The sequence below is a fragment of the Sphingomonas albertensis genome, assembly GCF_014358075.1.
GTDB lineage: Bacteria > Pseudomonadota > Alphaproteobacteria > Sphingomonadales > Sphingomonadaceae > Sphingomonas > Sphingomonas albertensis.
In genome coordinates this window covers 1-25,168 of sequence record NZ_JACONT010000051.1, presented here as the reverse complement: position 1 = coordinate 25,168, position 25,168 = coordinate 1, and the positions used below count along the sequence as shown (strand labels likewise).

The window sequence follows — 25,168 nt, the reverse complement described above, 5'->3', positions numbered from 1 at the left end:
GCGCGCGGCGAAGCGAGGCTGTGATGACCAAGCGGATACTGATCGTGGGCGGCGGCACCGCCGGGTGGCTGACCGCGGGCTATCTCGCCAAGCGGCTCGGCGCGGACCTTCCGGGCGGCGTCGCGATTACGCTCGTCGAATCGCGCGACATCGGCATCCTCGGTGTCGGCGAGGGGACGTTCCCGACGATCCGGCGAACGCTGGCGACGATCGGGATCGACGAGGCCGACCTGATCCGTCGCTGCGGCGCGACGTTCAAGCAGGGTGCCAAGTTCGTGCACTGGCGCCACACCCCGGGGCAGGGCGCGACCGATCATTATTCGCACCCGTTCCAGGTCGCCGACGCAAGCGACGGCCTCGACCTGCTGCCCTATTGGCTGCTGGGGCACGGCGGCACGGAGAATTGGGACGAGGTCTCCAATCCGCAGAAGAAGGCTGCGGACCGGCACCGTGCGCCCAAATTGCCGACGAACCCCGATTATGTCGGGCCGTTGAACTACGCCTTCCATTTCGATGCGATTGCGCTGGCCGGGCTGTTGCGCGAGCAGGGCGTGAAGAACGGCGTCCGGCACCTGACCGACACCGTGAGCGAGGTGTTGCTCGACGCCGACGGTGCGATCGGCGGCGTGCGCACCGAGCGGAACGGGATGGTCGACGCCGACCTCTATATCGACTGCACGGGCTTTCGCGCCGAACTGATCGGCAAGGCGATGAAGATCCCGTTCCGCTCGTGCCGCGACGTGCTGTTCTGCAACCGCGCGATCGCCGCACAGATGCCCTACACGCGGCCTGACGAACCGATCGCGTCCTATACAATTTCGACTGCGCAGGAGGCGGGCTGGATCTGGGATATCGGTCTCGATCGTCGGCGGGGCATCGGCCATGTCTATTCGTCCGATCACAGCGACGACGAGGCCGCGGAGCGCGTATTGCGCGGCTATCTGGGTGCGGCCGGCGAGAAGGCCGACGTGCGCCACTTCAAGTTCGAGGCCGGCTACCGCGAGGTCAACTGGTACAAGAACTGCGTCGCGGTCGGGCTGTCGAGCGGGTTCTTCGAGCCACTCGAGGCGACCGGTATAGCGTTTGCCGAAGTGTCGGCGGGCATGATCGCCAACCTGTTCCCCTGGGGCGGCGATTACGAGACGTCCGCACGCCAGTTCAACGCGAACATGCTGCGCCGCTACGAGCGCGCGCTCGATTTCATCAAGCTGCATTATTGCATCTCGGAACGGCGCGACACCGCGTTCTGGCGCGATAACGTGGCTGACGCATCGGTGCCGGACCGCCTGCTGGAGATGCTCGATCGTTGGCGGTTCCGGCCCCCCAACGAGCTCGACATCGACGGGCAGGTCGACATCTTCACCGAAGCGAGCTGGCAATATGTCCTGTACGGGATGGGCTGGAAGACCGACCTGAGCGCCAAGGCAGGCGCGCTGCGCTACGCCGACGATGCACGCCGGGCGTTCGCGGAGGTCCAGCGCCAGGCAACGTATGCGATCGCCAACCTCCCGTCGAACCGCGATCTCGTCAATTACGCGCAGTCCCATAGCTTCGGCGCGCGGGCTGCGGCGTGACGGACGGACAGCCGGGCCGGGTAACCAGGGTCGTCATCGTCGGTGGTGGCACGGCCGGCTGGATGACCGCGGCGGCACTGTCCCGGCTGGTGCCGAGCGGCGTGTCGGTCACGCTGGTCGAATCCGAGGAGATCGGCACGGTCGGGGTCGGCGAGGCGACGATCCCGTCGCTGCTCGATTACAACCGCATGCTCGGGATCGACGAGGATGCGTTCGTCCGCGCGACCGGCGCGACGTTCAAGTTGGGGATCGAGTTTCGCGACTGGACGCGGGCCGGCGAGTCCTATCTGCATCCGTTCGGCACGCATGGGCGCGATATCGAGGGCGTGTCGTTCCACCAGCTCTGGCTGCGTCAGGCTGCCTTGAGCCAGGCCGATCTGAGCCCGATCGGCGACTATTGCCTGTCGGCGGTCGCGGCGCGACGCGGGCGGTTCACGCGGCCAAGCGCCAATCCCCAATCTGTCCTGTCGACGCTGTTCTACGCGTTTCATTTCGACGCCGCTCTGTATGCGCGGTTCCTGCGCGATCTTAGCGAGCGGGACGGCGTGGTGCGCGTCGAGGGGCGCGTGACCGCGGTCGACCGGAATGGCGAAACGGGGTTCATCGAGGCGGTGCGGCTCGAAGGAGACCGCCGCGTCGAGGGCGAACTGTTCATCGATTGCAGCGGTTTTCGGTCGCTGTTGCTGGGGGACGCGCTGGGGGTTCCGTTCACGAGCTGGAAGCAGTGGCTGCCGTGCGACCGGGCCTGGGCGGTGCCAAGCGAGCGGCAGGGGCCGCCGCCGCCTTATACGCGGGCGACCGCCGACACCGCCGGGTGGCGCTGGCGCATTCCGCTCCAACACCGGACCGGCAACGGCTATGTCTATTCGAGCGCGCACATCGATGACGACGACGCCCGGCTGGCGCTGTTGGCGGGGCTCGAGGGCAGGGCACTGGGCGAGCCCCGCCAGTTGCGCTTCGAGGCGGGACGGCGCGATCGGCTATGGGATCGGAACTGCGTGGCGATCGGGCTGTCCGGTGGTTTCCTCGAACCGCTCGAATCGACCAGCATCCACCTGATCCAGTCCGGGATCACGCGGCTGATGAGCCTGTTCCCCGACCTGGGGTTCGGCACGACCGAGGTCGACGAATATAACCGCGTCCTGCTGCGCGATTACGAGCAGGTGCGCGATTTCATCATCCTGCACTATCACGCGACCGAGCGATCTGACTCGCCGTTCTGGGATCACTGCCGGACCATGTCGATCCCGGCGTCGTTGTCGACCAAGCTGGCGCTGTGGTCGGGCAAGGCGCGCGTGTTCCGCGAGCAGGGGGAATTGTTCACCCCCGACGGCTGGATCGCGGTGTTGCTCGGCCAGGGCATCCGCCCGACGTCGTTCGATCCGCTCGCGGCTGCGCTGCCGCCCGAGGAGACCGCGCGGTTCATGGCGCATGTGCGGGAGATGATCGACAAGACCGCGGCGGCGATGCCTAGACACGAGGATTTCATTACCCAGCACTGCGCTGCGCCGCTACGTCGATCCGCATGATCGGTATAGGGCGCACAGTCGTAGCGCGCGCGACGTCGGGCAAGCGGCGGGGCGTCGTCGCGATAACCGCAATGCTGCTGGGGTCGCTCGCGGTTCAGGGCTCGGCTCGGCCGCAGGACGCCGTGCGCTATCGCTGGACCAACGTGAAGGTGGGGGCGGGCGGCTATGCGCCCAACATCGTCTTCAGCCCGGCCGAGCGCGGCCTCGCGTATCTGCGGACCGATATGGGCGGCGCCTATCGATGGGACGACAGGGACCGGCGCTGGATACCGCTGCAGGACGGCAACGCGACGTCGAGCTACATGGGGATCGAGAGCATCGCGCCCGATCCGCGCGACCCCGACATCGTTTACATGGCCGCCGGCATGAACGCCGCCCAGCCCGCGGCGATCCTGCGGTCGGCGGATCGCGGCAGGACCTGGCGGATCACGCCCGTCCCGTTCGCGATGGGCGGCAACGAGGATGGTCGCGGGCTCGGCGAGCGGCTCGCGATCGATCCCAATCAAACCCGACGGTTGTTCTTCGGCTCGCGCCATGACGGGCTGTGGCGAAGCGAGGATGCAGGCGCGACCTGGGTCAAGGTGACCGCTTTCCCGGTTGCCGGACTAGGGCGCCCCGCATTCCGAAAAACGCATGGCGGCGTCGCCTTCGTTGCGATCGACCCGACGAGCGGGAGCGATCGCGGGGGCGGGGGCAAGCCGTCCCGCCGGATATGGGCGGGCGTCGCCGATCCGGGCGCGACGCATCTCTACCGCTCGGACGACGGTGGCGAGACATGGGACGCGGTTTCGGGTCCGGCGCTGCTGGCCGCCAAGGGCGTGATCGATCGACGTGGCGTGCTGTGGGTCGGCTATGCGAGCGGCCTCGGGCCGAGCGGCATCAAGACGGGCGCTGTCTGGCGCTACGAGCCCGGTGGACGCGGTCGCGACGTAACACCGCGCGCCTGGCGCGAGACCGGCGCGCAGGGTGCATTCCTTGGTGTCGCGGTATCGCCCATGGCGCCGGGGACCGTCGCGGTGACGACGGTCGACCGCTATCTGCAGGGGGATTCGCTCTGGATCAGCCGCAACGATGGCCGCACCTGGGACGACGTGGGTCCGCGCAGCCACCGCGACGTGTCGAAAACCCCGTTTCTCCTGCACGAGGGCAAGGGGGCCGATTTCGGACACTGGATCTCCGGGCTGGCCATCGACCCCTTCGATCCGACGCACGTCGCCTACACGACCGGCGCGACGGTCTATGCAACCCACGCGTTGCGCGCCACCGGCGGCGTGGATTGGGTCCCCTGGACCGACGGTATCGAACAGACGGCGATCATCACGCTGGTGTCGCCGACCGGCGGCGCGCCGTTGATCTCAGGGTTCGGCGACCTCTCCGGCTTCGTTCACGACGATCTCGATCGCTCGCCGCGTCCGACCTTCGTCAATCCCTACATGTCGAACACCAATGCGATCGACTATGCGGGGCTGGCCCCGAACGTGATCGTGCGCAGCGGCAGCTTGTACCTCGACCGGCCCCGACAGGCATCCATGGGGCGCTCCGAGGATGGCGGTCGCACGTGGTCCGAGATCGTCTTGCCGCCGATGGGCAACCCGCCGAAACGCGAGGACCTGAACGGTGATTGGCCGATCACGGTGTCGGCGGACGGCACGACGATGGTGGTGGCCACGCCGGTCCCCCAGGTCTCGCGCGATCACGGACGTAGCTGGTCGGTCGTGCGCGGCCTGCCGGGCAAGACCCGCGCGGTAGCCGACAAGCGCGATCCGCGCGTCTTCTATGCCGTCGACGTCGAGCAGGGCCGGGTTCTTGTATCCCGCGATGCAGCCGCCAGTTTCGCCCCCGTCACGGGCCGAGGTCTGCCGGATGGTCTCGCTCCAGCAGGCCGGCAGGGCCGCGAGGCGCAAAGTTCGCTGCTCGTATCCCCGGATCGCACCGGCACGCTGTGGTTGCAGGCGGGCACCCGACTGTTTCGCAGCACCGACGGCGGCGTGACCTTCGCGCCTGCCAGCGGCGAACTGCACGTCGAACTCTTCGGTCTCGGCCGGAACGGCGTGTTTGCAGTCGGTACGCTCGGCGGCATCCGGGGCGTGTGGCGCTCGGTCGACACGGGACGGAACTGGGCGCGGATCGACGACGATGCGCATCGCTGGGGCGGGCGCTACCGCGTCATCTCCGGCGATCCGCGACGGGAGGGCCGCGTCTATCTCGGTACGGACGGACGAGGCCTGTTCTACGGCGATCCGGTGAATACGCGGTATCCGCTAAACTAGGCCGCGACCTTCGATCTTGAGGACGGGGACGAACCCGCCGCCGGGGTTCGCGGGCATCGTCAGGTGCAGGCCGCGCGCATCGCGGCGGTGCGCCACGCTGCCGCCGCCGAGCAACGTCACGCGCTCGACCACCCCGTCGGCAAAGCGGTTGCGTCCCAAGGCGTCGATCGTCACCTCGCCCTGAGGCCAGCCCAGGAACAGCGCGTAGAGTGCGCCCTTGTTGGTGGTGAAGCGCACGTCGCGCGGTGTGAAGACGCCCGACGACTGCTCGTTCTGCATCCCGGCCTGCAGTTTGGTCGGGCCTTCGCCGTAGATCCGCCATGGCCGCGAGCCGAAGATCGCCTCGTCGTTGACTGCGATCCAGCGGCTCATGCCGTCGAGGATCTTTTCCTCCTCGCCGTCGATCGAGCCGTCGCCGGGCTGCGGGATGGAGAGCAGCAAATTGCCGTTCTTCGACACGACATCGGCCAGCCGCTGGATCACCTGCTCAGCGGTCTTGTAGCTTTTGTCGTTGAGCCGCGCGACGTTGTAGAACCAGTCGCCGATGCACGTGTCGGTCTGCCACGGCTCGTCCCACAAATGGTCGGTGAAGCCGCGCTCGACGTCCTGCACCAGCCCGAACCGCGCATAGGGCTTCAGCTGCTTGGCGGTCAGCACGACGTCGATCCTGCCGTGCCACGCGATCGAGCGGTTGTAGTAATCCGCCGCCGCCTGAAGCCCGATCGGGCCGAACGGCAGTTCGTAATCGTCGAAATAGCAGAAGTCGGGCTTGTACTTGTCGATCAGGTCGGTCTGGCGGAGCAGCCATTTCGCAGCATAGCCTGGATCGTTCGGCGGCGGCGTCTCGATCCACTGGCCGTCGTTCGCGTCGTGCCATGCGTTCATCGCCGCGATCGTATCGATGCCGTTCGGCAGGACCGCGTGCGCGCCCGTATACAGCTGTTGCGGATCGAGCCCGTCCCACCATGTGCCGTGGCCATCGGCGGTCCGTAGTTTGAACGCATCGTATCGCTGGCCCTTCAGCGGCCCGGTCGGATCATAGCCATAGGCGGTCTGATACCAGTGCCAGCTATGCGCCGCATGGTTCGAGACGCCGAACTTCAGCCCGGCTTTCCGCGCGGCCTTTTCCCATGTGCCGACGACATCGCGCTTCGGCCCGACGCGGAGCGAATTCCAGGCGTGATAGCGGCTGTCGTAGCAGTCGAGATTGTCGTGATGATTGGCGAGCGAGACGAAATATTTCGCGCCGGCCTTGGCGTAGCGGGCGATCAGCGCGTCGGGATTCCAGCGCGCCGCGGTCCAGCGGTTCATCACCTCCATCATCCCCGACTTGGTCGGATGGCCGTAGGTCTTGAGGTGATGTTCGTACGCTGGATGGCCCTGCATATACATGAAGCGGCCGTACCAGTCGCCTTGCTCGGGCACCGACTGTGGGCCCCAATGCGACCACAGGCCGAGCTTCGCGTCGCGGAACCACTCGGGGTAGCGATAGTGATCGACCAGCGATTGCCAGGTCGGTTGCACCGGACCGCGCGCGAGCCCCATCGGGCTTTGCGCGAGCGCGTGCGTTGCCGGACCGAGTGCGGCGATCCCGGCGAGGACGGAACGGCGGCTGAGATCTATGCTCACTTGGCTGCGATGGTCCGGCGGATCGCGGCGAGAGCCAGCGGGCGCATCACCGCATAGCCGGCGGGGGTCGGGTGGACGCCGTCGCTGGCCAGCCCCGGTTTCATCGCGCCTTCGGGTGTGGCTAGAGCGGTGTAATAGTCGACATAGGTGAAGCCGTTCTTCGCCGCATAGGCCTCTAACCAGCTGTTGAGCGCGCGGATCTGCGGCACCGGCTGCTTGTCCTTGCTCCACGGGAAGGCGGCGGCGGGCGGGGTCGAGGCGATGATGACCTTGATGCCGTTCGCGCGCGCCAGGTCGGCCATGCTGGCGATATTGCCCTCGACGATCTCCATGGTCGAGGCGCCGGTGTTGCCGGCGATGTCGTTGGTGCCCGCCATGATATGCACCGCGCGCGGCTTGAGCGCGATCACGTCCTCGCGGAAGCGCACCAGCATCTGCGGCGTGGTCTGCCCGCTGATCCCGCGATCGACCAGTCCGCCGGTGAACAGCCCGGCATCCGCACCGATCCAGTTGTCGGTGATCGAATCGCCCATGAAGACCACGCGGACCGGTGTGTTCGATGCTTTCAGCTGTTCGTTCTGCGCGCGGTACCGGCACAATTGGCCGAAGTCGCGCGTGAGCGAATGCAGCTTCCACGCCTCCCATCCGGCGCCGTCGGTCGGCGACGGATGCGCAGGGCAGGGCGCCGCGACGATCCCGACCGGATCGCCGGCATAGGGATCGCCCGGAACATTGGTCTGCGCGGCCACCGGAAAGGCGACCAACGTCAGTGCCGCGATGGAGACTGCGCGGATCACTTCGCGGCCACGATCTGGACCAGCGATGCGGTGTCCTGCCCTGTCGGCAGCTTGCCCGACGCGGTCAGCCGCCGGGTCTCGTCGTCCCAGCGCAGCATCGCCTTGCGCCCGCCCTTGGTCCGATAGTCGTTGGTCACGCCGTCATCGTCGTACAGCGCGAAGCTCGCATCCGCACCCGGATAGACGCGGATGCTCTCCAGCGCCTGCGCCGTCGCCGTACTCGGCACCTGGACGCCCATCGGGATGATCGACCCGGCGCGCACGAACAGCGGAATCTTGTCGATCGGTGCATTCGCGGTGACGGTCTGGCCACCGGTGAAGCGCTGGTTGGTCCAGTAGTCATACCATTCGGCACCGGCCGGCAGATAGACCTGGCGGCTGGTCTTGCCCTGTTCGGTGACGGGGGCGACCAGGAAGGCGGGGCCGAACATGTATTCGTCGCCCATGTCGGCGACGTTGGGATCGTTCGGGAAATCCATGAACAACGCGCGCATCATCGGCGCATTGCTCTCATAGGTGTGACGGCCGAGCGAGTAGATGTACGGCATCAGCGAATAGCGCAGCTTCAGAAAGTTCGCGAGAACCGGCTCGGCCGCGGTGCCATATTGCCAGATCGCGGTGGCCGGGCGCTGGCCGTGGATCCGCAACGTCGGCGTGAACACGCTATAGCCGAACCAGCGCGTGAACAGCTCGGGATAATCCGCGTAATCGGGCGCCATCGCGGTCGCGCCCGCCGGATCGAGCAGCACCGGACGCGTCGCCTTTGGCCCGTTCGGCCATTGCCAGCCGCCGATGTCGCTGCCCCAATATGCCATGCCGCTCGCGGTGAAGCCGAGCCCCGTGGGGACCTGCCGGTGCAGCGCCTCCCAGGTGGACTTGATGTCCGACGACCAGAACAGCCCGCCGTTGCGCTGTGCGCCGAGATAGGCCGCGCGCGACAGGATCAGGTTGCGCATCGTCGGGCGATCCCTCGCCGACCCGTCCGCCACGCTCATCGTGTGGAGCAGCGGGAAGACGTTGTGATAGCGGTCGCCCGAGCCGATCGAATAGAAGCTGCCGTCGGGCACGAGATCCGGCTCGGTCTCGTCGAGCCAGAACCAGTCGAAGCCCTGGCTGGCGATGTTGTCGCGGATTCGGTCCCAGAACCAGTGGCGCGCATCGGGGTTGGTGCTGTCGAGCAACGCGCCCGCACGGTCGGAGCGGATAGGCAGGCCGTCGACGACGTTGCCGTCCTTGTCCTTCAGCAACCAGCCCTTGCTCGACAGCAGGTCGAAGTAGCGCGATTCCTTTTCGAACCGCGGCCAGACACTGATGATCGAGTGCATCCCCATCGACTTGAGCTTGTCGTTCATGCCCTTGGGATCGGGGAAATAGTTCCGGTCGATGTCGAGCTGGCCCATGCGCGACCAGTAGAACCAGTCGAGCACCATGATGTCGAGCGGCAGGCCGCGGCTGCGATACCCGTTGGCGACGTCGAGCAGTTCCTTCTCGGTTTCGTAGCGTGCCTTGCTCTGGATGAGGCCGAACGCGGCCTTGGGCGGCAGCGGTGTGGTGCCGGTCAGCGTCGCGTAACCGGCGTAGATCTCGTCGGTGGTGGCGCCGGTGATGACGAAGAACGAAACGCGCTCACCGACCTCCGACTGCCAGTGCGTCGCGCTGTGCAGGCCGGGAGACACGACGGTCGAGGACGGGTTGTCCCAGACGATGCCATAGCCCTTGTTGGTGACCATGAAGGGTACGCAGACCGTCTCGCCCGCCGGCGCATCGTAATTGTGGCGGCAGTCGATCGTGCGGCCGCGCAGGTCGAGCTTGCCTTCCTGGTTCTGGCCGAGACCGTAATAATGCTCGTCGGCAGGCGAGGCGAAGCTGGCGCCGACGCGGAACGTCTTCTCGCCGTTGACGGTGTGCGGCGCCATTTCCCAGCCGGTCATCTGCGTCAGCATGGTGCCGTCGGGCTTGCGGATCGTCACCGACACGGGCGGCAGCGACGGCGCGAAATAGCGCTCCATCTGCGTCGGCGCCTTGGGCCAGGGCTTCGCGTCGACCGACAGCGACAGCGCGGACGAGGCGAAGACGTCGGCGCCTGCGTCGTTGCGATGCGTCCAGCCGGCGGCGTCGGGCTTTGCGTTGGGGCCATCGCCGGGGGGCGCATCGACCTGTCCGCGGTCGGTGGCGATCGTCACGCGGACGATGTTGGGGGCATAGGCCTCGACCGAGACGAGGCTGCCGTTGCGATCGACCGTCGCGATCGGCGCTGCAATCGCGGCGGAGCCGAGCGTCGCCAGCGAAACCCCCATGGTCAACCGTGCGATCAGCCGCGAAGACCAGCCCAATCGCGACGGACTGCGGGACTCGTCAAACGACTGCACAACGATATCGGCTTGGAAACTGTGCATCGAAATCCTCTCCACGGGCTTATGCCCTTACGGTAACGCTATCTTGGGCGAGCGATAATTTTGTCGTATAATTTCAGACCGGGCATGTGGGTCAACCGTATTCGTGTTCAGGCAACACGAAAATCGGCAATCTTGTCGCCCCCAGTCGGTCTCACCGTAGTAGCGCCACGCCGTACGGCGGAAGGTCGAGCCGGTCGGTATAGGCTTTGCCGGTCAGCGTATCATGCTGTTCGCCTGCCAGGGCCACGCGGGCTGGCGCAGCGTTCGTGTTGACGTACAGCGTGCGCCTGTCGACGACGCGCGCGACCACTCCCGGCGGGGTCACCGGGCCGCGCTCGATCCCGAGTTCGACGTAGAGCGATCGCACCAGCGGATCGAGAAACGCTGCTTGCGCGGCGGTCGCGAGGTAGATCGCCCGGCCCTTGCCGAAACGGTTGACGGTGATCGCCGGGCTCGGCTTGGGCGTGTTGGTGAACATCGCCAGCGTTTTGGCCGTGCTGGGTTCGAGCACCTCGTAATAGGGATCGCTACCAGTCTGCTCCTTGCCGTCGAACATGATCTTCAGCGGTTGGTCGGCGCGGTAGAATTCGTTGGTCCGCACGCCGAACACGTCGGTCAGCCGGCCGGGCAGGGGCGTCTCGAACCATTTGCCGGTCTCGTCGACCTTGGCGGAATAGCCGGTCATGATCACCGTCCCGCCGTTCGCGACATAGCGCCGCACGGCCTCGGCGGTTTCCTTGTCGATCATGTACGCACTGGGCAGGATCACGAGCTTGTAGCGGTCGATCGCGTCGTGGCCGATGTCGATCACCGCGGTGTCGATGTTGTCGGCGAACAACGGTGCGAGCGCCGCCTTGGCCTGGTCGGGATAGCTGGTCTTAAAATATTCCTGCATCGTGTTCGGCCCAGGCGGGGGCGAGGTCAGCCAGTTGGTCTGGAACGAATAGGCGATCGCCACCTCGGGCTTGCGATAGCGCGGGAAGCCCATCGACTTCAGCTTGGCGAATTCGCTGGCGATCTGGCCGAACTCGCCGACCTTCCACGACGGGCGGCCGTCATGGTCGACCAGCCCGAACAACCCCTGTTCCTCGCCGCCGCTATGCGAGTTGAACGTCCAGGCGAGGAACGTCTGCGCGTAGTAGATCAGCCCGAAATACGCCCACATCCGCGACCGGCCCGGCGTGCCGTAATAGCCGCCACCGCCGGCGGTGAACTCGTTCAGCCACATCGGCGTGTCGTGCCCGGCGCGGTTGCGCGACACGTCGAGCGCCGCGCCTAATGGCTCGCCTGGATAGAAGCCCTGGCCACCATACGTCGAGACCTTCTCCCATGACCGTAGATAGTCGAACCCCTTGGTCCAGGCGTCGGGCCAGAAGTTCGACGCGACCGGCAGGTTCGGCGCATATTGCTTGCGGACCGCTTCGAGGTCGGTGAGCGCGCCGATCGTGTCATCCGACCAGAAACGCCTGAGGTCGAGATTGCGCTCGTTCGGCCCCGGGCCATTGCCATAGGGTAGGTCGACCTCGTCCCAGCTGTTGATCCGACGCGACCAGCGCTGCGTCGCCCAGGCGGTGTTGAGCGCCGCGATCGTTCCGTATTTCTTCTGCAGCCAGCCGACGAAGCGTTGCTGGTCGGCCGGGGAATACGACATCTGGCCATTGCCGATCTCGTTGGTGTAGCCGACCGCGATCACCGCGGGATTATGCGCGTACCGCTTGAGCATCTGCTCGGCGAGCCGCCGGACGAGGCGGCGGTAATCGGGGTCGCTGATATTGTCCCAATAGCGCGTCGCCGCATTGCGCCGGACACCGTCCTGCGTGACGAGATCGACGCCGGGATAGTGTTTGTGGAGCCAGGTCGGGGCGGGCTGGCCCGGGATATCCAGCAGGACTTTGATCCCGGCGGCGTGCATCTGGGCAAGGACCGCGTCGAACCATTCGAAGGTAAAATGGCCCTCCTGCGGCTCGAACGAATCCCAGGAGAGGTCGCCCATCCGGACCATCGTGAACCCGGCCGCCTTCATGATCGCGATATCCTGGCGGATTTGCTCGGGCGAACGGTCGATCGGCTGATAGCAGGCTCCGACGAACAGGTCGCCACGGCCGGGCCAGTCGGGATGACCGGCGGCGCTCTGCGCCTGCGCTGGTACGATGCCGGCAAGCGGGACGGACAGCGTTGCCGCCGCGAGCATCGCAAAACGCAGGGCGCGGATCAGTGGGTGTTTCAAATAGCCTCTCCAAGCTCGTAGTCGGTCTTCGCGCAAAGGATGCGCGTGCGGTATGTGTCGTCAGGCGAAATCGATCGCGAACGCGCTCGCGTGTCGGGTCGGCAGAACCGCGGGCAGCTCGATTACCAGCGCCTGCCCGGTCTGGCGAAACGCGATGCTGCCGGGGCGGCCGAGCAGGCGCACCGCCCGCACCCGGCGTCGTTCGTGTGGGTTGGGCTGGGCGAGCGACATGATCACGGTCTGCCCCCGCGGTGCGCCGAGCGTGATCGCGTACAGCGTCTCGCCCTTTGTCGTAAAGCGGATGTCCTGCGGGGTGTAACTCGTCTTTTCCGCAAACGCGCCGGCGGCGGCGGTGGTCGGGCCCTCGCCATAGATCTTCCACGGGCGGGTGCCGTGGATCGCCTCGCCATTGACGGCCATCCACGGCGCCAGATCGCTTAGCAGCCGGTCGGATTCCGCAGGCAGGCTGCCGTCGCCGCGCATCACGACGTTCAGCAGCAGATTGCCGTTCTTGCTGACGACGTCGGCGAGCATCGCGACGACCTCGTCGGTGGTCTTGTAGGTGTCCGTCCGGTTGAAGAACCAGTCGCCGTTCGACGTATCGGTCTGCCAGGCGTGCGGATTGATGCCCTTCAGGACACCGCGCTCGACGTCCTGCACCGCCCAGTCCGTGCTGAACGCGCCCGAGCCCGTATCCTTGCAGTTGTAGACGGCGTCCAGCTTTCCGGTGAGCGCCATGCTGCTGTTGAAGAAATGGGCAAGCAGCGAGCGTCCGACTTCCCCGAACGGCAGGCCGCCGTCCGAATACAGCAGGTCGGGTTGGTAGCTGTCGATCAGGTCGCGGATCCGTTCGAACCACAGGGCGTGATACTGCGGGTTGGTCGTGTACCAACTGGCGGGCGTGTTGATGAACGGCTCGTCGCGGTTGGTATGATAGAGATCGGCATAGCGCGGATCGGCGCCGTCATAGGCGACCCCGAGCTTGGGCCAGAACTGATCGTAGAGGTGGTTAGGATACCACCAGCTATAGCTTGCACCGAGATGCTCGGACACGCCGAAGCGAAGCCCGCGCCGCGTGGCGGCCGCCTTCCATTCGCCGACGATGTCGCGCTTCGGGCCCATCTCGACCGCGTTCCAGCGATGATGCTTCGATCGCCAAAGGTCGAAATTGTCGTGGTGCACACCCATCGAGACGAGGTAGCGCGCGCCCGCGGCGGCATAGCGGGCGGCAAGCGCATCGGGATCGAACTTCTCCGCGCGCCATAGCGGGATGATGTCCTTGTAGCCGACCTTGGAGGGGTGGCCGTAGGTCTTGACGTGATGGTCGTAATGCGGGTGACCCGGCACGTACATGAAGCGCGCGTACCAGTCGCCCTGGCTCGGCACCGCCTGCGGGCCCCAATGCGCCCAGATGCCGAACTTGGCGTCGCGAAACCAGTCGGGCGCGCGATAGCCGGCGAGCGATTGTGCCGTCGGTTCGAATTTTCCTGGGGTTATGTCGAGGTTGATGGGCTGCGTCGGGCTGGTCGCTCCCCGATTTGCAGCCCTGGACATTCCCTCGAGCCCGAACGCTGCCGCCAGGGGGGCGCCCAGTATTTCGCGTTTGTTGAACGTTACCATTCGCCTCTCCCAGCAAGAGGCCGGCGGGTCCGCGCATTAGGCGGCGATCCTGCGCCAACGACAAGCCTGCAGCGTTTTGCAATTAAGTCCTACAATTGCAAGCGCTGCGTCGGCATGCTTCGCTTCGGCCGGCATAGCTTTCGAAAAAATCGTGTTCGTGCGTGGGTTTGCGCGGCGCATCGCCGGCGCCTCGTCGATCCTCATCGAAAGTCTCACAAGGGCCGAAATGGCCGTTTCAGGGCGATTTTGCCGTGAACCGATGGGATCGGATCACTTCCACGGCAAACACGCCGCGTGGTCAGGTCGGTTCGCAAGGACATCGGCAATGTTCATCGTGTGCGACATTTTTGCCAGCCTTCCGCCTAAATTGTCCGCGTAATCCGAATAAGCATATAAATCGGTTTACGTGTGATGTAGGCGGCCCGCCAAGATACGTCTGCGGAGCGCCGCGTGCGAAATTCGTAATGTAAACACAGGCGGCCGTAGCGTTCGACCTGCTGAAGGAGAGTATGATGAAGGGTTCGTGGACACCCACCGCCGTCGGCAGGATCGGCAATCTCAACACGACCGTGTCGCTGCTGGCGATCATGCTGATGGGCTCGGCGGCGCATGCCCAGACGACCCCGGCACCGGTCGCGGATGCGCAGCAGAATAGCGGTACCATTGCCCCCAGCGGCGACCAGGGCCAGTCCATCGACCCGGCGCCCGAAACACCTGCGGCTGGAGACGACATCGTCGTCACCGGGGTCCGCGCGAGCCTCCAGTCGGCCCAGAACATCAAGCGCAATTCGGCGCAGATCGTCGACTCGATCGTCGCCGAAGACATCGGCAAATTGCCCGACCGCAACATCGCCGAGGCCTTGCAGCGCATCTCGGGCATCCAGATCCAGCGCAACTTCGGCGAAGGCAGCTCGGTCGCGATCCGCGGCCTGACGCAGGTCCGCACCGAACTGAACGGTCGCGACATCTTCACCGCGAGCGGTTCGAGCAATGCGCTGAGCCTGGAGGACGTACCGTCCGAGCTGCTCGCCGGCATCGACGTCTACAAGAACCCGTCGGCGGACCTGATCGAGGATCAGCTGAGCGGCACGATCAACTTCCGCACGCGCAAGCCGTTCGATTTCGATGGCTTCAAGATCTCGGGTGCGGTGACGAACACCTATTACGACCTGATCAAGAAGAGCCAGCCGGCCGCCTCGCTGCTGCTCAGCGATCGCTGGAACACCGGCATCGGCGAGATCGGCATCCTCGCCAGCGCGTCGTATCAGAAGACGAATTTCCGCCAGGACACGATCTCGACCGAGCCGTTCTACACGCTCGACGAGAGCAATCCCGGTGACGCCGCGACCGCCGCGCTGCTCGGGCGTACCGGCCAGACCACGACGCTGCCGCACGGCACCGGCATCGGCGAGGTGTTCGGCGACCGTCGTCGCCTCGGCATCGACGTCTCGCTCCAGTGGCGCCCGACCGATACGCTGGAGTTCACCGGCGAGGTATTCCGCAACGATTACAAGCTGCGGTCCTATGGCTACAGCTACTTCGCGTACACCAGCGGCGCTTCGATTACGCCGCTGGCCGGCGCGCCGTTCACCTATGCACCGAACGGCGACTTCCAGAGCGGCACGTTCACCGACGTTCCGATCGGCAACAATACCTCGCTCGGGTCGCGCCATTCGGTCACAACCGATTATTCGCTCAACGGCAAGTGGAAGCCGACCGCTAACCTGACGATCACCGGCGATCTCCAATATGTCGATTCCAAGACCGACAACCTGAACTCGATCGTCGGGTTGAGTGGCGTCGCCACCACGCTGACGCAGGACATCTCGGGCGAGATCCCGTCGTTCCAGATCACGTCCGCCGACGGACTCGCGAACCCCGCGACCTACAGCAAGGGCTTCTACCTGGATAACCTCAACAACTCGAAGGGCACCGACAAGGTCGGTCGCCTGGACGGCGAATACCGCTTCGACGGGGGCATCCTGAGCTCGATCAAGGCCGGGTTCCGGTTTGCGGATCGCCGCAACCGGACCAGCGATACCGGCTATCGTTATACCGGGCTGACCGGCGCTGCGACCAACCTGCGCTATGTCGACCTCAGCGGCTTCTTCCGCGGCCAGGCCGATCTGTTCGGGGATATCCAGGCCTTCTCGCTGCCGACGGTCCTGAACTACGACGATACGCGGGAGTCGCTCGGTATCACGACGACGCCGGGCTATGTGCCGAGCGGCACCAACACGCAGGCGCAGAAGACCTATACCGGCTATGCTGCAGCGTTCTTCAAGGCGGACGACCTGCCGGTGCCGATCGACGGCAACCTCGGCGTGCGCGTTGTCCAGAGCAAGGTCGCGGTATCGGGCTTCTACCAGCAGGTCGACCTGATCACCGCGCCCGACGGTACCCAGTCGACCGCGGCGCCGACCTTCACCGAGGTCAACGAGGCGACCAAGTACACGTCGGTTCTGCCGAGCCTCAACGTCCGTGGGCGCCTGACCGACCGGCTCCAGCTGCGTTTCGCCGCGTCGAAGAATATCTCGCGCCCGAACTTCAACCAGCTCAACCCGAGCCTGACGATCACCGAGCCCGGCACCGCGCAGATCGACCAGCAGCACGTCACGTCGACCGGCAATCCCTATCTGAAGCCGATGAAGTCGACCAATTTCGACGCCTCGCTCGAATGGTATTTCGCCAAGAGCGGATCGCTGACGGTCGCGGGATTCTACAAGGATATCTCGAACTACATCCAGACGGTCATCACGCCCCGCGACGTAACCTTTACCGACGGCGTCACCGCGACCTACGACGTCACCACCTACAGCAACGCCGCCAAGGCCAAGGTGAAGGGTGCCGAAGTCGCGTATCAGCAGTTCTTCGACTTCCTGCCGGGACCGCTCGCCGGCCTGGGCGTGCAGGCGAACTTCACCTATGTCGACTCCGAGGCGCCGAGCCCGGCCAGCGACGGTCCGGTGACGCAATTGTCGCTCGAGGGCCTGTCGAAGTACAACTACAATTTGATCGGCATTTACGAGCGCGGGATTCTCTCGGCGCGGGTTGCGTATAACTGGCGGAGCAAGTTCCTGGTGACGACGTCGGCGAACGGTACAGGCAATCTGCCGCAGTTCCAGAAGCCGTCTGGCCAGCTGGATGCGTCGATCACCGCCAACATAACGCCGCATCTCTCGCTGACGCTGAACGGCACGAACCTCACCAACACGGTGCGATCGACCTTCTACGGCATCACCACCCGGCCGCGCGATTCGATCATGAGCGATCGCCAGATCAGCGGCGTGGCGCGCATCACCTTCTGATCCGGCAACGCTGGACGTCAGGGCTGGGCTCGGTCTTTGGATCGGGCTCAGCCTCTGGCGGGCAGGGAATGATAGACACGGTTATGACAGGGCCGCTGGCTTCGGATACGCAAGCGCAAGCATGGCCGCTATATGCGCGCTTCGGAGGGGGAAACGATGAAGCAGGACCAGCCGACGATCCGGATCAGCCGCCGCTTGTTTCTTGCGAATGGTGCGGCGCTTGGCGCGGCGGTAGGACCGGCGCAGGTCGCGCGCGCCGCGGTCGCGCGCGCCGCGGTCGCGCGATCCGAGGAAGCAACTGCGGGGGCACTGCCGATGCCCGCGACACGCAATGCGATGCCGCTGCGGGCGCCGGTCGAGGATCCCGGCCGGTTGCTGCTCGACGGCGGCTGGCGGTTTCATCTCGGCGACATACCGATGCCCGAGATCCGCGGGCATGGTTGGTCCTACAACAGCGCGAAGGCCGGACAGGCACAGGGTGCCGCGGCCCTATATTATGACGATTCGGACTGGCCCGAGGTTGGATTGCCGCACGACTGGGCGATGGCGATGCCCGTCGCCGAAAGCGCCAACGTGTCGCAAGGCTATCGCCGCCGCGGTTTCGGCTGGTACCGGCGCACGTTGCGGCTCGATCCGCAGGACCGCGGGCGCTATCTCGAAATTCAGTTCGGCGGGATCGCGACGAACGCGACGATCTGGTTCAACGGATCGGTTGTCGCGCACAACTGGAGCGGCTACAATTCGGTGTACGTCGATATCACCGATCTCGCGCGCTACGGCGACGACCTGAACACGATCGTCGTGCGCGTCGATGCGCAGACGATGGAAGGCTGGTGGTACGAGGGCGCGGGGCTGTACCGCCACGTCTGGCTGTTGAAGCGCGATGCCACCTACATCGCCACCGATGGTATCCATGCCGATCCGCGCCGCGGACCCGACGGCGCATGGTCCGTTCCGGTCACCGCGACGCTCGGCAATATCGGCAAGGATGCGGCCGCGGTCACGATCGAAGCGATGCTGATCGATCCCGACGGGCGCGTGATCGCGACGCAAACCGCTGGCGGGACGGTGCCGTCGCTTGAGCCGGCCGACGTTGCGCTTACTCTCCCGGTCGCGACTCCCCGACTGTGGTCGGTCGAGACGCCGACGCTCTATACGCTGCGGATCAGGCTGATCCGCACGGGAAAGACGGTCGACGAGCGGACGCTTCGGATCGGCTTCCGGACGCTGCGGTTCGATGCCGCGACCGGGTTTTACCTCAACGACCGCCCTCTCAAGATCAAGGGGACGTGCAACCACCAGGATCATGCGGGCGTCGGCGTCGCCGTGCCCGATGCGCTGTGGGACTGGCGGCTCCGGCGTCTGAAGGATCTTGGCTGCAACGCGATCCGGTTTTCGCACAACGCGATCGCGACCGAGGTGCTCGACGCGTGCGATCGTCTCGGCTTCCTGGTGATGAGCGAAAACCGCAACTTCAACACCAGCCCCGATTACATGGCGCAACTGGAATGGCTGGTGCGGCGTGATCGCAACCGGCCCAGCGTCATCATGTGGTCGGTCTTCAATGAAGAACCGATGCAGGGCACGCCCGCCGGCTATGAGATGGTTCGGCGCATGTCGCGGACCGTCAAGGCGCTCGACGACAGCCGTCCGGTTACCGCGGCGATGAACAGCGGGATGTTCGCGCCCGTCAACGTCAGCCAGGCGGTCGATTTGGTCGGCTTCAACTACCAGCGCGACCAGTATGACCGGTTCCACGCCGCCAATCCGACGCTGCCGATGATCAGTTCGGAGGATACGTCGAGCTTCATGACGCGCGGCGCGTGGACGACGGACCGAGCCGCGCACGTCATGGCATCCTATGACGAGGAACCGGCCGACTGGGGCAGTACGCACCGCGCCGGCTGGAAATCGATCGCCGAGCGCCCCTTCGTCGGCGGGACGTTCGTGTGGACCGGGTTCGACTATCACGGCGAACCGACACCGTTCGAATGGCCGTCGGTGAGCAGCTATTTCGGGATCATGGACCTGTGCGGGTTCCCCAAGATGGCCTTTTATCTCCACCGCGCGCAGTGGATCGACGACGTACCGCTGCTCGACCTGATGCCGCACTGGAACTGGTCGGGCCGTGAGGGCCAGCCGGTCAAGGTGATGGCGCTGACCAATGTCGATACGGTGCGGCTGCTGCTGAACGGTACGGTGATCGGCGAGCAGGCGGTCGATCGCTTCACCATGCCGCAGTGGCAGGTTTCCTATGCGCCGGGCCGGCTGGAGGCGATCGGCTATCGCGGCGGGCGCGAGGTGGTGCGCAGCGTGGTCGAGACGACCGGGGCGCCGGTCGCGCTTCGGATCACGCCCGATCGCAGCGTCATGGCCGCCGACGGCGAGGACGTGCAGCCGTTCACGATCGATGCGGTCGATGCGCGCGGACGCCATGTGCCGACCGCCAATCTTCCTGTCGCATTCGCCGTGACCGGGGGGACGATCATCGGCCTCGGCAACGGCGATCCGATCAGCCACGAAGCCGAACAGGGCGACAGGCGTGCGCTGTTCAACGGCCTGGCACAGGTCATCGTTCGTGCCGAGCAAGGCGCGCGCACGCTGTCGCTCAAGGCGACGTCGGCCAACCTGCGCAGCGCGACGACGACGGTCCGCCTGCTCGCAACCGTACCCCGGCCGCGTGTGCCGACCACCGCGGCGACGCTCCTGGTGCAGGACTGGCGACAATCCCCCGCGTCCGCGACCCGGCCGTCGCCCGACATCGTTCTGGCGGACAACGACATGAACAGCTGGCTGTTCGTGCGCGCCGGCGAAATCCAGCCGGTGCAGGGTCAGGGACCCTGGAGCGTGCTGCGCGCCAAGGTCACGCCGCGCCGCCCCGTGCGCGAGCGCGGCGGGAAGCTGGTCTTGCAGGGAGTCGTCGGTCGTGGCGAGGTCTGGATCGACGGCAAGCGCGTCGGGACGAAGGCCGGGTTCGCGCCCGCGACGCTGATCGTGCCGATGCCCGCCGGCGAAGGCGAACGGATCGTCTCCGTGTTGCTGGAAAGCGATGGCACGCAAGCATCGGGGTTGGGTGGCATCGTATTCGTAGAGGAATGACGCCTTCCGCGCGCGTGCGTCACGCCGATGGCCGATGCGGAACGCAAGTATTTCGGGACCGATCGGCAGGGTATTTCCGGTCGGTCCCGCATCGTCAGAAAAGGATTCAGTGATGGTTCGTACGAAGAAGATGGTCGCGGGCTTGGCTCTGTCCGCTTCGTTGATCGCCGGCGTCGCTTCGGCACAGACGACGACCGAGGTTCCGCGGATCGTCACCAAGGGCGGCCGTCATGCGCTGATGGTCGATGGTGCGCCGTTCCTGATGCTCGGCGCGCAGGTCAACAACAGCAGCAACTATGCATCCGCGCTGCCGCAGATATGGCCGATGCTCGACCGGATGCACGCGAACACCGTCGAGATCCCGATCGCATGGCAACAGGTCGAGCCGGTCGAGGGCAAGTTCGACCTGTCCTTTCTCCAGACACTGCTCGATCAGGCGCGCGCGCATGACAAGCGCGTCGTGCTGCTCTGGTTCGGGACGTGGAAGAACACGTCGCCCGGCTACACGCCCGACTGGTTCAAGGCCGACAACCGCCGTTTTCCGCGGATGAAGCTGAAGGACGGCACCGACCATTATGTCCATTCGCCGATGTTCCGCGCGACGCTGGAGGCGGACAAGCGCGCGTTCGTCGAGGTGATGAAGTACCTGAAGGCGCATGATCCGCAGAACACGGTGATCATGGTGCAGCCGGAGAACGAAGTCGGCAGCTATCGCTCGCCGCGCGATTACGGGGCTCAGGCCAATGCGGTGTTTGCCAAGCCGGTGCCTGCCGAACTGGCGAAGGCGCTGAAGAAGCCGGGCGGAAGCTGGACGCAGATGTTCGGCCCGCAAGCCGACCGCGCGTTCAACACCTGGCATACCGCGCGCTTCGTCGACGAGATCGCCGCGGCGGGGAAGGCGATCAAGCCGTTGCCGATGTACGTCAACGCGTCGCTCGCCGGGCCGTCGAACGTGCCCGACCCGACCGGCGTGGCGAGCGGTGGGCCGCAGCAGGACGTACTCGATATCTGGAAGGCGGCCGCGCCCGCGCTCGATGTCCAGGCGCCCGATATCTACGACCGCGATGCAGCCCACGTCGCGCTGTATCTGGATGCGTATGCACGGCCGGACAACGCGCTGATGGTGCCCGAGATCGGCAATGCGAAGGAGTTCGCGCGGTTCTTCTACGCAGCGCTCGGCCGCGGCGCGATCGGCTATGCGCCGTTCGGCATGGATGAGACCGGGTATTTCAATTATCCGCTGGGGGCGAAGGCGCTCGACGACGAGACCGTCGATGCGATCGGGCTGAAATACGCGGCGCTGTCGACGATGGCGCGCGACTGGGCGAAGATCGCGTTCGAACATCCCACCTGGGGTGTTGCCAAGCCCGACGAAAGCGCGGGGCAGGCCGCAGTCCAGTCGGTTACGATGGGCGATTGGACGATCGGCACGAGCTATGGCGAATGGCAGTTCGGGCAGAAGGACTGGACCTGGATCAAGTCCGAGCCGCCGGTCTGGGCGAAGGAGCCGGTCGGCGGTGTCGCGGTCGCGCACCTGTCGCCGAACGAGTTCCTGGTGGTCGGCGATCACGTTCGGCTGAACTTCGGGACGGCCAAAGGTGGCCCGAAGAACGGCTCGGTGTTCCGCGTCGAGGAGGGCCGCGTGGTCGACGGGCGCTGGGTGATGAGCCGCGTGTGGAACGGCGACCAGACCGACTATGGCATCAACCTGCTCACCCCGGTCATCCTGAAGGTGACCATGGGCAGCTACAAATAACGAGCGCGAAACTCGACGATCAAAGGGACGACGATGATGAAGGTTTTGGGTTTCGCGCTGCTGCTGGCCGGCAGCGCCCTCACTCCGGCAATCGCGCAAGCGCAGGTTGCCAAAGGTAGCTTCGAGAAGATCGCGAACGGGATCGGCGTTGCGCCGTCGAGCGGCCCGGCCGGCTGGGTCGAGGTGACGGTGCATGGTGACGGGATCATCCATGTCGTCGCGAGCCCGACGCGTACGACGACGGCGCCGAGCCTGATGGTCCCGACGCCGCCGATCGCCGGCCAGTACACGGTCACGCAGCAGGGCAAGCGCGTTCTCGTCGCGACCGCGCGCGATACCGCCGAGGTCGATCTGAAGACCGGCCGCGTCCGCTTCCTTGATGCCGCCGGAAAGGTCGTGCTGGATCAGGCCGCCGCGCCCGCCTTCTCGCCGACCAACGCGGACGGCAAGCCGTTCGTCGTCGCGTCGCAGCAGTTCAACCGCGGCACGGACGAGGGTCTGTACGGTCTCGGCCAGCACCAGAACGCGCAGATGGATTATAACGGCGAGGACGTCGAACTCGCGCAGCACAACATGGACATCGCGGTCCCGTTCGTCGTCTCGACGAAGAATTACGGCCTGTTGTGGGACAATGACGGCATCACCCGCTTCGGCAATCCGCGCCCTTATTCGTTGGTCGGCACGGACGGCCTTAAGGTGACGAGCGGCGGCAAGCCGGGTTTCACCGCGCAATATTATCTCGGCGATCGGCTGGCGGTGACGCAGCAGGAAGCGTCGATCAACTACCAGTATATCAAGGATCAGGCGAAGTGGCCCGCCGCCGCCAAGGCGCAGACGGTCGCCGCGACCGGTGGCCAGAATACTGCGGGCAATGCGGTCGAGACGCAGAAGGTCGTGTGGACCGGCGACGTGACGCCCGACGTCAGCGGCGTGCACAAGTTCCAGCTCTACGGCTCGAGCTATTTCAAGGTGTTCGCGGACGGCAAGGAGGTGCTGAACCGCTGGCGTCAGAACTGGAACCCCTGGTACGCGAATTTCGACCTGCCGATGACCAAGGGCAAGCGCGTCGCGGTGCGGATCGAATGGGAGCCGAACGCGGGGTATATCGCGCTGCTCCACAATAACCCGCTCGCCGCGCCCGATCGCCATTCGGTATGGTTCACCAGCGATATCGCGAAGTCGGTCAATTATTGGTACGTGCCCGGCAAGGACATGGACGAGGTCGTCGCGGGCTATCGCAGTCTGACCGGCAAGGCCGTGATGATGCCGAAATGGGCGTACGGCTTCTGGCAGTCGCGCCAGCGCTACAACACGCAGGACGAGGTCGTCGACGTCGTCAAGAAGTACCGCGACCTGAAGATCCCACTCGATAACATCGTTCAGGACTGGTTCTACTGGCCCGAGAATGCGTGGGGCAGCCACCAGTTCGACAAGGCGCGCTTCCCCGAGCCGCAGAAGATGATCGACAAGATCCACGACATGAACGCGCGCTTCATGATCTCGGTCTGGCCAAAATTCTATCCGACGACCGAGAACTACAAGGAACTGGCGGCGAAGGGCTACACCTATCGCGGCAATCTCGATTACGGGAACAAGGACTGGGTCGGGCCGGGCTATCTGAACACCGATTACGATCCCTATGCGCCCGAAGCGCGGACGATCTACTGGCGGCAGATCAAGGACAGCCTGGCGAAGATCGGCACCGACGCATGGTGGCTCGATGCGAGCGAGCCCGACATCCACTCGAACCTGTCGATCCCCGAGCGGATCGCCACCATGGGCCCGACCGCGGCGGGGCCGGCTGCGCAGTATTTCAACAGCTATCCGCTGGTGCATGTCGGCGCGGTCTATGATGGTTGGCGTCAGTACAAGCCCGACGTGCGGCCCTTCATCCTGACGCGGTCGGGGTTTGGCGGGTTGCAGCGCGAGGGCGCCGCAGTGTGGTCGGGCGACGTCGCGAGCCGCTGGTACGATCTGCGCGCGCAGATCTCGGCGGGCGTGAACGTCTCGATGTCCGGCATCCCGAACTGGACGCACGATATCGGCGGCTTCGCGCTGGAGGATCGCTATGCGAGCAAGACGCCGACCGCGGCGAACCTCGACGAGTGGCGCGAGCTGAACCTGCGCTGGTTCCAGTTCGGTGCGTTCAGCCCGCTGTTCCGCAGCCACGGCGAGAGCCCGTACCGCGAGATCTACGAGATTTCGCCCGAGGGCTCGCCGATGCGCAACTCGATGGTCTGGTACGACCAGCTTCGTTACCGCCTGATGCCGTATATCTACACCGTCGCGGCGGACACGTGGTTCAAGGATGGCAGCATCATGCGCGGCCTCGTGATGGACTATCCGAACGACGTGCAGGCGCGGAAGGTGAACGACGAATATCTGTTCGGCGACAGTTTCCTCGTCGCACCGGTCACCGAATATCGCGCGCGGTCTCGCTCGGTGTACCTGCCTGGCGCGACGGTCTGGTACGACTTCAACACCGGTCAGGCGTATCGCGGCGGACAGAGCGTGACGATCGCGGCACCGTATGAACGGATGCCGCTGTTCGTGAAGGCCGGCGCGATCGTGCCGATGGGTCCGGTCACGCAATATGTCGACCAGAAGCCGGATGCTCCTCTGACGCTGGCGGTCTATCCCGGCGCGAACGGGAGTTTCGGGCTGTACGAGGACGACGGCACCAGCGAGCAGTATCGTGGCGGGGCGTACAGCCGGATTCCGGTGACGTATGACGACGCGACCGGGGTAGTGACGCTCGGGGCTCGTGAAGGGCAGGGGTATAAGGCCATGCCCGCGAGCCGGACGGTGCGGGTGAAGTGGATGGCTGCTGGCCGTCCGCTCGATCTCGACGACGCGGGAGATGCGACCGTCACCTATCGAGGCGCGGCGGTGGAGCTAAAGCGGCCAAAATCTTGAGGTGGGACACGCCATCCGAGATGCGGCATTCGATCTTCAGCTGCCGT

The 25,168-nt window shown here is 65.4% G+C and carries 12 protein-coding genes; 7 read left to right on the top strand and 5 right to left on the bottom strand.

Annotated elements, in window-relative coordinates; all coding sequences use genetic code 11:
* The 3 genes from H8S47_RS17220 to H8S47_RS17210 form a co-directional block, all read left to right on the top strand.
* Positions 1–1,574 (top strand): tryptophan halogenase family protein (locus tag H8S47_RS17220; RefSeq protein ID WP_235983023.1); only part of this gene is annotated, 1,574 nt, incomplete at its 5' end.
* On the top strand, positions 1,571–3,103 hold the full coding sequence (locus H8S47_RS17215) for a tryptophan halogenase family protein (protein ID WP_328805593.1): 1,533 nt from the start codon (positions 1,571–1,573) through the stop codon (positions 3,101–3,103). The genes H8S47_RS17220 and H8S47_RS17215, both read left to right, overlap by 4 nt.
* Positions 3,100–5,373: a beta propeller repeat protein gene (locus H8S47_RS17210; RefSeq protein ID WP_235983021.1), complete on the top strand. Its 2,274-nt coding sequence runs from the start codon at positions 3,100–3,102 to the stop codon at positions 5,371–5,373. The genes H8S47_RS17215 and H8S47_RS17210 overlap by 4 nt, the downstream gene beginning before the upstream one ends.
* On the opposite strand, the gene H8S47_RS17205 is transcribed toward H8S47_RS17210, so the two are convergent.
* From H8S47_RS17205 to H8S47_RS17185, 5 genes are all read right to left on the bottom strand, one after another.
* Entirely contained in the window at positions 5,365–6,996 is a 1,632-nt protein-coding gene (locus H8S47_RS17205; protein ID WP_328805594.1) for an alpha-L-fucosidase, read from the bottom strand. The genes H8S47_RS17210 and H8S47_RS17205 overlap by 9 nt on opposite strands.
* A gap of 2 nt (positions 6,997–6,998) precedes the next feature.
* Positions 6,999–7,799 (bottom strand): SGNH/GDSL hydrolase family protein, encoded by an 801-nt coding sequence (locus H8S47_RS17200; protein ID WP_187505000.1) that lies wholly within the window; start codon positions 7,797–7,799, stop codon positions 6,999–7,001.
* Positions 7,796–10,096 carry a glycoside hydrolase family 31 protein gene (locus H8S47_RS17195; protein WP_187504999.1) on the bottom strand — a complete coding sequence of 767 codons (2,301 nt, stop codon included), beginning with the start codon at positions 10,094–10,096 and terminating at the stop codon, positions 7,796–7,798. Before H8S47_RS17195 ends, H8S47_RS17200 begins: the two co-directional genes overlap by 4 nt.
* 250 nt (positions 10,097–10,346) lie before the next feature.
* A complete protein-coding gene (locus H8S47_RS17190) occupies positions 10,347–12,422 on the bottom strand; it encodes a beta-galactosidase (protein WP_235983019.1) in 2,076 nt (691 codons plus the stop codon).
* A gap of 60 nt (positions 12,423–12,482) precedes the next feature.
* Positions 12,483–14,042 carry an alpha-L-fucosidase gene (locus H8S47_RS17185; protein WP_187504998.1) on the bottom strand — a complete coding sequence of 520 codons (1,560 nt, stop codon included), beginning with the start codon at positions 14,040–14,042 and terminating at the stop codon, positions 12,483–12,485.
* Between the two features lie 512 nt (positions 14,043–14,554).
* Here H8S47_RS17185 and H8S47_RS17180 point away from each other — a divergent pair.
* The 4 genes from H8S47_RS17180 to H8S47_RS17165 all read left to right on the top strand — a co-directional run bounded on the left by H8S47_RS17180 (position 14,555) and on the right by H8S47_RS17165 (position 25,121).
* Positions 14,555–17,350, top strand: coding sequence for a TonB-dependent receptor (locus H8S47_RS17180; RefSeq protein WP_235983018.1), 2,796 nt, complete (start codon positions 14,555–14,557; stop codon positions 17,348–17,350).
* A gap of 156 nt (positions 17,351–17,506) precedes the next feature.
* Positions 17,507–20,449, top strand: a complete 2,943-nt coding sequence (gene galA / locus H8S47_RS17175) for a beta-galactosidase GalA (protein ID WP_187504997.1) — start codon at positions 17,507–17,509, stop codon at positions 20,447–20,449.
* 112 nt (positions 20,450–20,561) lie between these two features.
* The gene (locus tag H8S47_RS17170; RefSeq protein WP_398456466.1) at positions 20,562–22,205 is read left to right on the top strand and encodes a DUF5597 domain-containing protein; all 1,644 of its coding nucleotides are present in this window, start codon (positions 20,562–20,564) and stop codon (positions 22,203–22,205) included.
* A 36-nt stretch (positions 22,206–22,241) separates the two neighbouring features.
* On the top strand, positions 22,242–25,121 hold the full coding sequence (locus tag H8S47_RS17165; protein ID WP_187504996.1) for a TIM-barrel domain-containing protein: 2,880 nt from the start codon (positions 22,242–22,244) through the stop codon (positions 25,119–25,121).
* The last annotated feature ends 47 nt before the right edge of the window (positions 25,122–25,168 follow it).

Coding starts and splice junctions, on each gene's coding strand:
- H8S47_RS17210 (WP_235983021.1), top strand. CDS start 3,100: ATGATCGGTATAGGGCGCACAGTCGTAGCGCGCGCGACGTCGGGCAAG.
- H8S47_RS17195 (WP_187504999.1), bottom strand. CDS start 10,096: ATGGGGGTTTCGCTGGCGACGCTCGGCTCCGCCGCGATTGCAGCGCCG.
- H8S47_RS17185 (WP_187504998.1), bottom strand. CDS start 14,042: ATGGTAACGTTCAACAAACGCGAAATACTGGGCGCCCCCCTGGCGGCA.
- H8S47_RS17180 (WP_235983018.1), top strand. CDS start 14,555: ATGAAGGGTTCGTGGACACCCACCGCCGTCGGCAGGATCGGCAATCTC.
- galA (WP_187504997.1), top strand. CDS start 17,507: ATGAAGCAGGACCAGCCGACGATCCGGATCAGCCGCCGCTTGTTTCTT.
- H8S47_RS17170 (WP_398456466.1), top strand. CDS start 20,562: ATGGTTCGTACGAAGAAGATGGTCGCGGGCTTGGCTCTGTCCGCTTCG.
- H8S47_RS17165 (WP_187504996.1), top strand. CDS start 22,242: ATGAAGGTTTTGGGTTTCGCGCTGCTGCTGGCCGGCAGCGCCCTCACT.